13 protein-coding genes and 1 pseudogene are annotated in these 12,236 nt (G+C 71.2%); 7 read left to right on the forward strand and 7 right to left on the reverse strand.

Going from position 1 to position 12,236, the window contains the following annotated elements:
- Window positions 1-111 precede the first annotated feature (111 nt).
- A pseudogene (locus tag GH736_RS09295) lies at window positions 112-321 on the reverse strand (winged helix-turn-helix domain-containing protein); the annotation flags it as partial.
- 81 nt (window positions 322-402) lie between these two features.
- On the opposite strand from GH736_RS09295, the gene GH736_RS09300 reads away from it, so the two are divergent.
- Both GH736_RS09300 and ilvA read left to right on the forward strand, forming a co-directional pair.
- Complete coding sequence (locus GH736_RS09300) at window positions 403-1,623, forward strand: AI-2E family transporter (protein ID WP_159602399.1); 1,221 nt, start codon at window positions 403-405, stop codon at window positions 1,621-1,623.
- Between the two features lie 4 nt (window positions 1,624-1,627).
- The gene (gene ilvA / locus GH736_RS09305; protein WP_235933924.1) at window positions 1,628-2,866 is read left to right on the forward strand and encodes a threonine ammonia-lyase; all 1,239 of its coding nucleotides are present in this window, start codon (window positions 1,628-1,630) and stop codon (window positions 2,864-2,866) included.
- Window positions 2,867-2,959: 93 nt separating this feature from the next.
- Here ilvA and greA read toward each other — a convergent pair whose 3' ends face one another.
- Together greA and GH736_RS09315 are read right to left on the reverse strand one after the other, a co-directional pair.
- Window positions 2,960-3,451, reverse strand: coding sequence for a transcription elongation factor GreA (greA, locus tag GH736_RS09310; protein WP_159602405.1), 492 nt, complete (start codon window positions 3,449-3,451; stop codon window positions 2,960-2,962).
- 57 nt (window positions 3,452-3,508) lie between these two features.
- Window positions 3,509-3,919, reverse strand: coding sequence for a DUF4307 domain-containing protein (locus GH736_RS09315; RefSeq protein WP_159602408.1), 411 nt, complete (start codon window positions 3,917-3,919; stop codon window positions 3,509-3,511).
- Window positions 3,920-4,051: 132 nt separating this feature from the next.
- Between GH736_RS09315 and GH736_RS24925 the strand changes: the two genes are divergently transcribed.
- Window positions 4,052-4,396: a hypothetical protein gene (locus GH736_RS24925; protein WP_235933926.1), complete on the forward strand. Its 345-nt coding sequence runs from the start codon at window positions 4,052-4,054 to the stop codon at window positions 4,394-4,396.
- Window positions 4,397-4,412: 16 nt separating this feature from the next.
- On the opposite strand, the gene trhA is transcribed toward GH736_RS24925, so the two are convergent.
- On the reverse strand, window positions 4,413-5,216 hold the full coding sequence (trhA, locus tag GH736_RS09325; protein ID WP_159602411.1) for a PAQR family membrane homeostasis protein TrhA: 804 nt from the start codon (window positions 5,214-5,216) through the stop codon (window positions 4,413-4,415).
- 73 nt (window positions 5,217-5,289) lie between these two features.
- On the opposite strand from trhA, the gene GH736_RS09330 reads away from it, so the two are divergent.
- The 4 genes from GH736_RS09330 to GH736_RS09345 all read left to right on the forward strand — a co-directional run bounded on the left by GH736_RS09330 (window position 5,290) and on the right by GH736_RS09345 (window position 9,280).
- The gene (locus GH736_RS09330) at window positions 5,290-6,075 is read left to right on the forward strand and encodes an isoprenyl transferase (RefSeq protein WP_159602414.1); all 786 of its coding nucleotides are present in this window, start codon (window positions 5,290-5,292) and stop codon (window positions 6,073-6,075) included.
- 56 nt (window positions 6,076-6,131) lie between these two features.
- Complete coding sequence (locus GH736_RS09335; RefSeq protein WP_159602417.1) at window positions 6,132-7,250, forward strand: aminotransferase class V-fold PLP-dependent enzyme; 1,119 nt, start codon at window positions 6,132-6,134, stop codon at window positions 7,248-7,250.
- A gap of 292 nt (window positions 7,251-7,542) precedes the next feature.
- Window positions 7,543-8,871, forward strand: coding sequence for a PhoH family protein (locus tag GH736_RS09340; protein ID WP_159602432.1), 1,329 nt, complete (start codon window positions 7,543-7,545; stop codon window positions 8,869-8,871).
- Window positions 8,872-9,067: 196 nt separating this feature from the next.
- Window positions 9,068-9,280: a KTSC domain-containing protein gene (locus GH736_RS09345; RefSeq protein ID WP_159602420.1), complete on the forward strand. Its 213-nt coding sequence runs from the start codon at window positions 9,068-9,070 to the stop codon at window positions 9,278-9,280.
- Between the two features lie 113 nt (window positions 9,281-9,393).
- Here GH736_RS09345 and GH736_RS09350 read toward each other — a convergent pair whose 3' ends face one another.
- From GH736_RS09350 to GH736_RS09360, 3 genes are all read right to left on the reverse strand, one after another.
- On the reverse strand, window positions 9,394-10,806 hold the full coding sequence (locus GH736_RS09350; RefSeq protein ID WP_159602423.1) for a class II fumarate hydratase: 1,413 nt from the start codon (window positions 10,804-10,806) through the stop codon (window positions 9,394-9,396).
- A 74-nt stretch (window positions 10,807-10,880) separates the two neighbouring features.
- Complete coding sequence (locus GH736_RS09355; protein WP_159602426.1) at window positions 10,881-11,540, reverse strand: carbonic anhydrase; 660 nt, start codon at window positions 11,538-11,540, stop codon at window positions 10,881-10,883.
- Between the two features lie 11 nt (window positions 11,541-11,551).
- Window positions 11,552-12,236 (reverse strand): DUF4245 domain-containing protein (locus GH736_RS09360; RefSeq protein ID WP_328596821.1); only part of this gene is annotated, 685 nt, incomplete at its 5' end.

Consider the following 12,236-nt stretch of genomic DNA (forward strand, 5'->3'; position numbering starts at 1 on the left):
GACCTTGATGGTCTCGACGCCGGCACCGAGCAGCTTGTCGATGAGCACGTCGCCCACGTCCTCGCCGGCCTCGGCCACGACCTCGCCCTAGGCGTTCACCGCGTCGGCGGCGAGGCTGCGGGCGTAGTCGCCGATCCGGCTGAAGGCGGGCAGGTAGTGGCTGCGCTCGAACACGTTGACCGAGTCGATCTGCAGGAGCGCGAGCCGGTCGATGACCCCGGCCACCTGGCGCATGCCGGGTGCCGCCGGCGAGGGGCGACCGAAGCCCTGGGCCGCGAGGGCGATGCGGCGGGCGAGCGCGGGGGAGACGGTGTCGACCATGGTGCACCGACCCTATACGCGACCGCCGACAACGGGCGCAAGCATGCCGATCGGCGCATGCGGCCCGCCTAGACTGGAGCGATGACGGAGTCGCAGGGGAAGGCTCGGGGCGGGTTCATCGGCAGGCGCCAGGCCGCCGGGGGCGAGACGCCGCCGCCGACGCGCCGGGACGCCTCCGAATCGGTGCCCTTCGGCATGCGCCTCGCCGCGGCGTGGTCGTGGCGCCTCCTCCTCGTCGGCGGCGTCCTGGCCGGCGTCATCTTCCTCATCATCCAGCTGCGGCTGATCGTCATCCCGCTGCTCGTGGCGGTGCTCCTCGGGGCGCTGCTCGTGCCGTTCTCGAAGTTCCTCCAGCGCCACCGATGGCCGAAGTGGCTCGCCGTCACCGTGGCGATGCTGACCGCCCTCGTCATCGTCGGCGGACTGCTCGCCGTCGGCATCACGTTCATCGCACGGGGCGCCGACGACCTCGCCGCGCAGTCGATCGTGGCGTGGGACGACTTCCGCGACTGGCTGCTGCAGGGCCCCTTCCACATCACCGAGCAGCAGCTGAACGACTGGATGTCGCAGATCGCCTCGTCCGTGCAGGAGGACAGCGGCATCCTCGTGAGCGGCGCCCTCTCACTCGGCTCGACGCTCGGGCACTTCCTCGCGGGCATGCTGCTCACGCTCTTCGCCACGCTCTTCATCCTCATCGACGGGCGCGGCATCTGGCGCTGGATCGTGGGCGTCTTCCCGCGGCGGGCACGGGCGGCCGTCGACGGCGCCGGGCTCGCGGGGTGGAACACGCTGCAGAACTTCGTGAAGGTGCAGATCCTCGTCGCGACCATCGACGCGATCGGCATCGGCCTCGGCGCGTTCTTCCTCGGAGTGCCGCTGGCGGTCCCGATCGCCATCCTCGTGTTCCTCGGCTCGTTCATCCCCATCGTCGGCGCGGTGGTGACCGGCGCCCTCGCCGTCTTCGTCGCCCTCGTCTACAACGGGCCGGTGATCGCGCTCATCATGCTCGGCATCGTGCTGCTCGTGCAGCAGGTCGAGGGCCACGTGCTGCAGCCGCTCATCATGGGCACGGCCGTGAAGGTGCATCCGCTCGGCGTCGTCGTCGCGGTGGCCACCGGATCGCTCCTCGCCGGCATCCCGGGTGCGCTGTTCGCGGTGCCCGTCGCCGCGGTGCTCAACGTCATGATCAACTACGTGTCATCCGGGACCTGGAAGGGCGATGCCGCCCCACCGGCCGACGAGGTGCGGTCCCCGCTCTGGCGCACGGTGCCGCAGCGACCGGGCTACCAGCGAGGAGAATGAACACGTGATCACCACCATCCCGGGGCCGAGCCTCGCCCAGTTCGAGGACGCGCGCGAGATCGTGGCGCGCGTGGCGCGGCGTACGCCGATGGAGACCTCCCGGTTCCTCGCCGACCGGCTCGGCGTGCCGGTGTACCTGAAGTGCGAGAACCTCCAGCGCACCGGGTCCTACAAGCTGCGCGGCGCCTACCACCGCATCGCCGCGCTGAGCGCGGAGGAGCGCGCGCGGGGGGTCGTCGCCGCCTCCGCCGGGAATCACGCGCAGGGCGTCGCCTACGCCGCGCGCGAGCTCGGCATCCGCGCCACGATCTTCATGCCCGTCGGCGTGGCCCTGCCCAAGCTGGACGCGACCCGTCAGTACGGCGCCGACGTCGTGCTGCAGGGCGACTCGATCGGCGAGACGCTCGAGGCGGCCACCGCCTTCGCCGAAGAGACGGGCGCCGTGGTGATCCCGCCGTTCGACCACCCCGACGTGATCGCGGGGCAGGGCACGCTCGGCCTCGAGATCCTCGAACAGGCTCCGGATGCCACGACCATCGTCGTTCCGATCGGCGGCGGCGGGCTCGCGGCCGGCATCGCGAGCGCGGCGAAGCAGCAGGCCGAGCGGGAGGGCCGCACCATCCGCATCGTCGGGGTGCAGGCGGAGAACGCCGCGCCCTACGTCGCGTCCCTGGCCGCGGGGCAACCTCGGCAGGTGCCGGTCGTGCCGACGATCGCCGACGGCATCGCGGTGTACCGACCGGGCGAACTCAACTTCGCGATCATCCGGGAGGCGATCGACGAGGTCGTCACCGTCTCGGAGGACGACATCGCCCGGGCGCTCCTCGTGCTCCTCGAGCGGGCCAAGCTCGTCGTCGAGCCGGCGGGCGCCGTCGCGGTCGCGGCGATGATGACGGGCGCGGTGCCCACCGACGGGCCCATCGTGGCCGTGCTCTCGGGCGGCAACATCGATCCACTGCTCATGCAGCGCGTCGTGGCGCACGGGCTCAGCGCCTCCGACCGCTACCTGACCATCAGCGTCGGGTTGCCCGACCGCCCGGGCCAGCTGGCCCGCGTCGCCGAGCTGCTCGCCGAGGCGAACGCCAACGTCATCGAGGTGCTCCACACCCGCCACGGCTCGGGATTGCAGATCTCCGAGGTCGAGCTCCGGCTCTCGGTCGAGACGCGCGGACCCGAGCACCGCGAGCACGTCGTCGAGGTGCTGCGCCGCGCGGGCTACGAGCCCCGCGTCGAGACCGACTGACCCTCGTGACCGCTTCGGGCGGATGTCCCGACGGCGACGGCCCCTGCGCACTGCGCAGGGGCCGTCGGAGCGTTCGGGCGGACCGCCGCGTGGTTACTGGCCGCCCCAGGTCTCGACGCCGGTGACCTCGACCGCGATCTCGCGCCCGTTCGGCGCGGTGTACGTGGTGCGGTCGCCGACCTTCAGGCCGATGATGGCAGCGCCGAGAGGCGACTGCTCGCTGAAGACGTCGAGCTCGGAGTCGCCGGCGATCTCGCGGCTGCCGATCAGGAAGGTCTCCTCGTCGCCCGCGATGACCGCCGTGATGACGGTGCCGGGCTCGACGACGCCCGAGGACTGGGGCGCTTCGCCGACCTGTGCGGTGCGGAGGAGCTCCTTCAGCTGCCGGATGCGCGCCTCCTGCTTGCCCTGCTCGTCCTTGGCGGCGTGGTAGCCGCCGTTCTCCTTGAGGTCGCCCTCTTCACGCGCCGCCTCGATGCGCTTGGCGATCTCCTCGCGACCATGCGTCGAGAGCTCCTCGAGCTCGGCCGCGAGTCGGTCGAAGGCCTCCTGCGTGAGCCAGGTGACGGTGGCGTCCTGCGCCATGGTGCACTCCTGAGATAGACGTGTCGCCCCGGCTTCTGCCGGGGCGAATGCCCCATATTAGGTGAGCCAGCAGCGCGAAATCAAACCCGTGTTCGCTTCGCGCGCAACGCGTACGGTGTCGGTGAACGTGCGCAGGTGGCGGTCGGATGCGGGGATCTCGACGACCTTCCAGCCGACCACGGTGAAGTCCTCGTCGTAGGCCTGCACGATGCAGGCCGTCTCATTGCCGGGCGGCACCGAGAGCGTCCAGCTGACCTCGACGGCGCGTTCGTCGTTGAGCAGCCGATGACCGGTGTCGATGGCCTCGACGGAGGGCTTCTGGCCGTCGAGCCCGGCCCACACGACCCAGGCGATGAGCACGACCGCGAAGGCGACGGCCCCGCCGATCAGGAGCAGCCGGTCGCGGGTGCGATTGGTGCGGGTGCGACCGTAGCGTGCGGCGAGCGTGTCGGACTGCTGCTCGGCCACGGCCACGGCTCCTTCCCACGTCGATCGTCTAGGCTTGGCATCCAGCCTAGCCCGCCCCGCGAAGCCGAAATCCGCTCTGAAAGTGAGTCCGATGCTCGTCGTGCCCGCCTGCCCCTTCGACGGAGCGCGCTCGTGATCGCCGCGGCCGCGCGCCTCGCCGTCAACGCCGCCGACGAGGAGTTCGACCCGAACACCGTGACGCCCGGCATCTGGGGTTTCGTGCTCACGTTCCTGGTCATGGTCGTCGTGGTGCTGCTCGTGCTCGACATGGTGCGGCGCATCCGCCGGGTGAACTACCGCGCCGAGGTGCGCGAGCAGCTCGAGGCCGAGCGTCGTGAGGCGGAGCTCCACGAGCTCGAGGACGGCTACGCCGGGCCCGATGCCCCGGAGCCCCCGATCGCGAAGGCGCCGCCGTCCGACGACGACGAGGTCGGCCCTGGGGCGTCCGGCGACGACGACCGCCCGCCCGCCCGCTGACGAGCCCCGAGCTGGATCAGCCCACGTGGTAGACGGGGTTCATCGCGATGATGAGCGTGGCCGTCCAGTGGCACATGAACGCCAGCACGGTGCAGGCGTGGAAGATCTCGTGGAACCCGAACCGCCCGGGCCACGGGTTCGGCTTCTTCAGGCCGTAGACGATCGCCCCGGCCGTGTAGAGCAGGCCTCCCACGATCACGAGGACCATCATGGCCACGCTCGCCGCGAGCAGGTCGCCCAGGTACATCACGGCGGCCCACCCCAGCAGCAGGTAGATGGGCACGTAGAGCCAGCGCGGCGCCGTGATCCAGAACACGCGGAACCCGATGCCGATCAGTGCGCCGGCCCACACGATGCCGAGGAGCAGCCAGCCCTTCTCGGGCGGCAGCGCGAGGATCGCCAGCGGGGTGTAGGTGCCCGCGATGAGCAGGAAGATGTTGGCGTGGTCGATGCGCTTCAGGATCAGCTTCGTGCGCGGCTTCCAGTCGAACCGGTGGTACAGCGCGGAGTTGCCGAAGAGCAGCATCGACGTGAGGGTGAAGACCACTGACGCCCACTTCGCCGGAGCGCCGTCGGCGAGCGCGATGAGCACCACGCCGGCGACGATCGTCACCGGGAAGGTGCCCGCGTGGATCCAGCCCCGCCAGGTGGGCTTCACGTCGGAAGGATGCGCGAGGGCGTCGTCGAGCACCGGGATGTTGGGGAGGTCGGGCCCGTGCTCGTCGCGGCTGACCGCGAGGTCCGACGTGTCGTCGGGCGCGACCGGACGGCTGAGCTCCTCCGCGAGGTCGGCGGACTCGTGTCGGCGCTTGGGGGTCATGCACACAGCGTAGGCCAACACCCGTCGCCGTCGGCTGTGAGTGGCCGCGACGGCGGAGCGGTAGCGTAGTGCCGTGCAGACCAGCGATCAGCCCCTCGGTCGCGGCATCCTCTATCGGCTCTACGGGAACCGCCTCCGGCGGGGACTCGAGCCTGCCGCGCTGCCGCGGCACGTCGCGATGATCATCGACGGGAATCGTCGGTGGGCGCGCCAGCTCGGGTACGACAGTGCCGCGCACGGCCACCGCGCAGGCGCCGCGAAGATGCGCGAGTTCCTGGAGTGGTGCGACGACCTCGGCATCTCGGTCGTCACGCTCTACCTGCTCTCGAGCGACAATCTCGGCAACCGTCCCAGCGCCGAGCTCGCCGACCTCATCGAGATCATCGCCGAGCTCGCCGAGGAGCTCTCGCACTATCGCGACTGGCGGGTCCAGCACGTGGGGTCGGATGCCGGGCTGCCCGAGCCGCTCGTCGCCGCCCTCGACGCGGCGGAGCACCGCACGGCCGGCAAGCGGGGCCTGCACGTGAACCTCGCCGTCGGGTACGGCGGACGCAAGGAGATCACCGACGCGATGCGCTCGATCGTCGCGGCGCACCACGCCGAGGGACGGAGCCTGGAGGACCTCGCCGAGCGGCTCACGCCCGACCTGATCGGCGAGCACCTCTACACGGGCGGCCAGCCCGACCCCGACCTGGTGATCCGCACGTCGGGCGAGCAGCGCCTGAGCGACTTCATGCTGTGGCAGGCGGCGCACAGCGAGTTCTACTTCGTCGAGGCCCTCGGACCCGACCTCCGCCAGGTCGATTTCCTGCGCGCGCTGCGCGACTATGCGAAGCGCCACCGCAGGTTCGGCGGCTGAGACCGCTCCCGCGACGCGCGGGTCTGTCATGATATGGCTCGGAGAAGGGGGCGTACGTGACCATCGACGCATTCATCGCCGGGTTCACCGATGAGCCCGGCTATCTCGACTACGGACGGTTCGGGCCGCTCGCGACCGCTGCCGCCGAGGAGTCCTTCGCGCTCACCCAGGTGCTCCAGCGTGCACGACACGGCAGCGTCGACGTGTTCGCCGAGCAGGACCCGCGGGTGCGCGCCGCGGCATCCAGGCTCCTCGGCTTCCCCGCGGACGCGATCGTGTTCCAGCCGAACACCTCGCAGGGGCTCATGCACGCCATGTTCGGCCTCACGGGCAGCGTGCTGCTCTCGCCCGACGAGTTCCCGAGCGTGCCGATCGCGGCCGTCCGGGCGCAGGAGGCGTTGCACGCCGTGCAGCCCGTCTGGCTCGAGACCGACCACGGCAAGGTGACCCCCGGCCAGATCCGCGAGCAGCTGGAATCGAACGTCGCCGCCGTGGCCGTGAGCCTCGTCGATTCCCGCACGGGCTACCTCTGCGACATCGAGGGCATCAGGCAGGTGATCGGCGACCGGTTGCTGATCGTCGACGCCATCCAGGGCTTCGGCGTCGTGGACGCGCCGTGGGAGGCGGCCGACGTCGTGGTGACCGGGGGCCAGAAGTGGTGCCGCGCCGGGTGGGGCACGGGGCTCATGGCGCTGTCGCCGCGGGCACTCGAACGACTCACCCCGGTGTTCTCGGGCTTCACCGGCACCGAGGAGGCGGAGCCGTGGGGCCACGTGCCGCCACCGGCTCCCGGTGCGCGCGCCTACCGCGTGTCCAATCCCGACCCCATCGCCGAGGCGCGCTTCGCGGCCGCGCTCGAGGACATCGCGGACGCGGGCGTCCCCGCGATCAACACCGCCGTCGCCGAGCGCGTGAGCCGGGTGATCGAGCTCGCTGACGAGTTCGCCGTCCCGGTGGTCAGCTCAAGAGACGAGCAGGAGCGCGCGGGCATCGTCGTGCTCGAGCCGCCCGCCGGGCAGGTCACCTACCTCACCGCGTCGATGCACAACCACGGCGTCACGGCGACCACCCGGCAGGGCCAGGTGCGCCTGAGCGTGCACGCAGCCACCAGCGAGGAGACCCTCGACATGCTGCGCGGCGCGTTCGTGTCGTACGGCACGGCCGCGTCGTACTGAGACGGGGCAGAACACGCCGGCGCTGGGCATCCGGCGTGGCGCCCGGCCCCGCCGCGGCATCCGCCCGTCGGGATGTGAACACGGTGTGAACTGTTCGCGTGTCGGACCCGCCGGTGTCGGACGCCGGACGTACGCTCAACCCATCGGGCAAGGTGTCCGATCGAGTCGGCTCGTGAACCGCTCGTAGGAGGATCGCCGGCCGGCGCGAGAGCCGAGCGGAACGCTCGGGGCAGGAGCGGTCGTGGCCTCACTCGAAACCTCCAAGTCCGACGGTCGGTCGTCGAATCGCAAGATGCGACCGGATGCCTCGGCGCCCACGGGCGCCGCGCAGTCCGAGCGGACGTACGTGCTCGACACCTCGGTGCTCCTGTCGGACCCCCGGGCGCTGTTCCGGTTCGCCGAGCACGCGGTGGTCCTTCCCGTCGTCGTCATCACGGAACTCGAAGCCAAGCGCAACGACCCCGAGATCGGGTACTTCGCGCGCCAGTCGCTGCGCATCCTCGACGAGTTGCGCGTCGAGCACGAGCGACTCGACTTCCCGATCCCGGTGGGCGACGGCGGCTCGCTGCGCGTCGAGCTCAACCACTCGAGCCCGTCGGTGCTGCCGAGCGGCCTGCAGCTCGGCGACAACGACTCCCGCATCCTCGCCTGCGCCGCGAACCTCGCGAACGACGGCGTCGCCGTGACCGTGGTCTCGAAAGACCTGCCGCTCCGCGTGAAGGCCGCATCGATCGGCCTCGACGCCCAGGAGTACCGCGCCGAACTCGCCCTCGACTCCGGCTGGACGGGTATGGCCGAGCTGTCGCTCGGCTCCAACGACATGGCGAAGCTCTACGAGCACGAGCGCATGACCACCGACGAGGTGCAGGACATGCCGGTGAACACGGGCCTCGTGATCCACTCCGAGCGCGGCTCCGCGCTCGGGCGCGTCGTCGGCGAGCGCGAGGTGAGGCTCGTGCGCGGCGACCGCGACGTCTTCGGCGTGCACGGTCGCTCGGCGGAACAGCGCCTCGCCATCGACCTGCTCCTCGATCCCGAGGTCGGCATCCTCTCGCTCGGGGGTCGCGCGGGCACCGGCAAGTCGGCTCTCGCGCTCTGCGCGGGGCTCGAGATGGTGCTCGAACGCCAGCAGCACAAGAAGATCATGGTGTTCCGGCCGCTGTACGCGGTCGGCGGCCAGGAGCTCGGCTACCTGCCCGGCGACCAGGGGGAGAAGATGAACCCCTGGGGTCAGGCGGTCTTCGACACGCTCGGCTCGGTCGTCTCCGACAACGTGCTCGACGAGGTCGTCGAACGCGGCATCCTCGAGGTGCTGCCGCTGACGCACATCCGCGGCCGCTCGCTGCACGACGCGTTCGTGATCGTCGACGAGGCGCAGTCGCTCGAGCGCAACGTGCTGCTCACCGTCCTCTCGCGCATCGGCCAGAACTCGAGGGTGGTGCTGACCCACGACGTCGCGCAGCGCGACAACCTCAGGGTGGGCCGCCACGACGGCGTCGCGAGCGTGATCGAGACGCTGAAGGGGCATCCGCTGTTCGCCCACATCACGCTCACCCGCTCGGAGCGCTCCGCCATCGCGGCGCTCGTGTCGGAGATGCTCGATGGGGCGGAACTGACGTAGGCGCCGTGCCCGACGCCCCGGCCGCTCGGGCGGAGGGGATCGGCGCAGGCGGAGGAGGGACGGCCGGGTTCCGTCCTCCTCCGGGGCCGATTCCCTCCCTCGGGAGGCAACTCGGCGGTGACCACTCGCGAGGGTCAGCACCGCCCGACCGCGCAAGGGGGTTCCGCCGTCGAGGAGAGCTCGCTTGGCTCGGAGCATGAGGGTGCCGCGGATCCGCTCGGAGGCGCTGAACGGCGCGACCTATGATCCCGCGCGGCGGCTGCTCATGGTGGAGTTCGAGTCGGGCTCGGTCTACGAGTACCTCGACGTGGAGCCAGAGCTGTTCGCCGAGCTCGAGGCGGCGCAGCCGCACCCATGGCGGGTGGTCGGCGCCCGAGTGAAGGAGCACGACTACCGCCGGGTGCGCTGACGGGCGACGCGACGCGGAACGCCCGCCACGAGGGCGGGCGTTCCGGTGGATCAGCGGTGCGACGGGTCGGGCCGCCGGTCGGTCGGCCCCGCCGTCCGACAGCCCGCGGGCGGTCAGGCCTGCGGCGGGCGAGTCATCGACAGCAGGTCGAGTGCGGCGTCGAGCTGCTGCTCGGTGAGCTCGCCCCGCTCGACGTAGCCGAGGTCGATCACGGCCTCGCGCACCGTGATGCCCTTGGCCACGGAGTGCTTCGCGATCTTCGCGGCGGCCTCGTAGCCGATGAGCTTGTTGAGCGGCGTGACGATCGAGGGCGACATGCCGGCGAGGGCGGTGGCGCGCTCGACGTTGGCCTCGAGGCCGTCGATCGTCTTGTCGGCCAGCACCCGCACCGAGTTGGCGAGCAGGCGGATCGACTCGAGCAGCGCGGTGCCCATCACGGGGATCTGCACGTTGAGCTCGAACGCACCGGATGCCCCCGCCCACGCGACCGTGGCGTCGTTGCCGATGACCCGGGCGGCCACCATGAGCACAGCCTCGGGCACGACGGGGTTGACCTTGCCGGGCATGATCGACGAGCCGGGCTGCAGATCGGGGATCGACAGCTCGCCGAGCCCGGTGTTCGGGCCGGAGCCCATCCAGCGCAGGTCGTTCGCGATCTTCGTGAGGCCCACGGCGATGGTGCGCAGTGCTCCGGATGCCTCGACGAGGCCGTCGCGGTTGGCCTGCGCCTCGAAGTGGTCGACGGCCTCGGTGATCGGCAGCTCGGTCTCCTGCTGCAGGAGCTCGATCACGAGCTGCGGGAAGCCGGCCGGCGTGTTGATGCCCGTGCCGACGGCGGTGCCGCCGAGCGGGACCTCGGCGACGCGGGGGAGGGCGGAGCGCACGCGCTCGATGCCGAGGCGCACCTGGCGGGCGTAGCCGCCGAACTCCTGGCCGAGCGTGACGGGCGTCGCGTCCATGAGGTGGGTGCGGCCGGCCTTGACGACGCCGGCCCACTGCTCGGCCTTCGCCTCGAGGGCCACCGCGAGGTGGTCGAGCGCGGGGATGAGGTCGTCGATGAGCGCGGCGGTCACGGCGATGTGCACCGAGGTGGGGAAGACGTCGTTCGACGACTGCGACGCGTTGACATGGTCGTTCGGGTGCACCGGCGAACCGAGCTTCTGCGTGGCGAGGGTCGCGAGCACCTCGTTCATGTTCATGTTCGACGAGGTGCCGGAGCCGGTCTGGTAGACGTCGACCGGGAAGTGCGTCGCGATGTCGTGCTCGCCCGCGATGACCTCGTCGGCGGCCTGTTCGATGGCCTGCGCGATGGCGGGGTCGAGCACGCCGAGGCGGGCGTTCGCCTGCGCCGCGGCCTTCTTGATGCGCGCGAGCGCCTGCACCTGCTGGACCTCGAGGCCGGAGCCCGAGATGGGGAAGTTCTCGACGGCGCGTTGCGTCTGCGCACGATAGAGCGCTGACGCGGGAACCCGCACCTCGCCCATCGTGTCGTGCTCGATGCGGTAGTCGGCGGCGTTGTCCACCACGGTGTGATCCCCTTCGGTTGCGTGCCGGGGCTCGGTTCGCGAGCCCGGGCCGGCGAGTGCCGCGAGAGCGGCGGTCAGATGCGTCCGACGACGATGTCGGTCTCGGCGCGACCCTCGACCAGGCGGTAGTTCGCGCCGACGATAGCCAGCGTACCCGCTGCGATCGCGTCGCTGATCATCTCGGAGCTCTCGAGGAGCTCGGCCACCGTGTCGCGCAGGTGCTCCCGCCCGACGTAGCTCGCGTCGACGTCGGAGGCCGAGATCGGTGCTCCGGCCTCGGCACCGGCGACACGACGCACGGCGGGGACGATGCGGTCGACGAGGGTCGCGATGTGCGCGGGCAGCGGCGGTGCGTCGTCGCCCTGCGAGTCGATGGCTGCGCGAACCGCGCCGCATTCGTCGTGCCCGAGCACGAGGATGAGCGGCACGCCGAGCACGCCGACCGCGTACTCGAGCGACCCGAGCACCGAGTCGGAGATCACCTGTCCGGCGTTGCGCACGACGAACGCGTCGCCGAGGCCGACATCGAAGATGATCTCGGCGGAGAGGCGGGAGTCGCTGCATCCGAAGATCGCGACCAGCGGACGCTGGCTGTGAGCGAGCGAGGTGCGGTGATCGACGTCCTGGCGGGGGTGCTGCGGCTCGCCGGCGATGAAGCGCTCGTTGCCGCGGCGGAGTTCACGCCAGGTGTCGGCAGGGGTCGTGGGGCGTTCCGTCGTCGGCTGCTCGCTCATGGCGGCTCCTCTCAGCGCTGGGCGTCGATGGCGGGAACGAGCGCGGTCGCGATCGTCTCGAACTCCTCGGGCGTGGCGGTGCCGAGCAGCACGAAGGTGCTGTCGCCGGCCTCGGTGGTGAGGCCGTACCGGGCGTTGCCCACGTCGTCGCCGGTCTGGCGGTTGTCGTACACGGTCCACTCGACGCCGTCGACGGTGACGGTGCTCGTGGCGATGGTGCGGGCGAGCAGCTCGGCGACCCAGGTGGGGTTCGCCTCGAGCCCCTGGTACATGCCGACGTACTCGTCGCTCGGCGTGAGGTAGCCCGCGTACCACGCGGTCACCCCGTCGACGGAGGACTTGCGGAGCTCGGCGGCGTTGGCTCGCCATCCCTCGGGCAGGTCGGGAACGGCGAGCGGCACGTCGGTCACGACCTGCGCCTGCTCGGCGACGGCGGCGACGTCGATGTCGCGCTCCATCGGGGTGTCGCTGCGCGGCACCAGCAGCACGATGACGAGCACCACGAGCAGGCTTGCGGCGAGCGCGAGCACGAGGTTCTTGAGCGTCTGCCGCTGCCGGTGCTTGCGGGAGTTCTCGGCCTTGCGGGCCGCCGTCTCTTCGGGCGTCTCGGGCCGGCCGAGTTCGGCGACGACGCGTGGCGGCTTCGGTGCCGCCATCAGCGAGCGCTGCCGTCGTCGGATGCCGCGGGCGCACCGC

The organism is Agromyces humi (assembly GCF_009720255.1).
Taxonomy (GTDB): domain Bacteria; phylum Actinomycetota; class Actinomycetes; order Actinomycetales; family Microbacteriaceae; genus Agromyces; species Agromyces humi.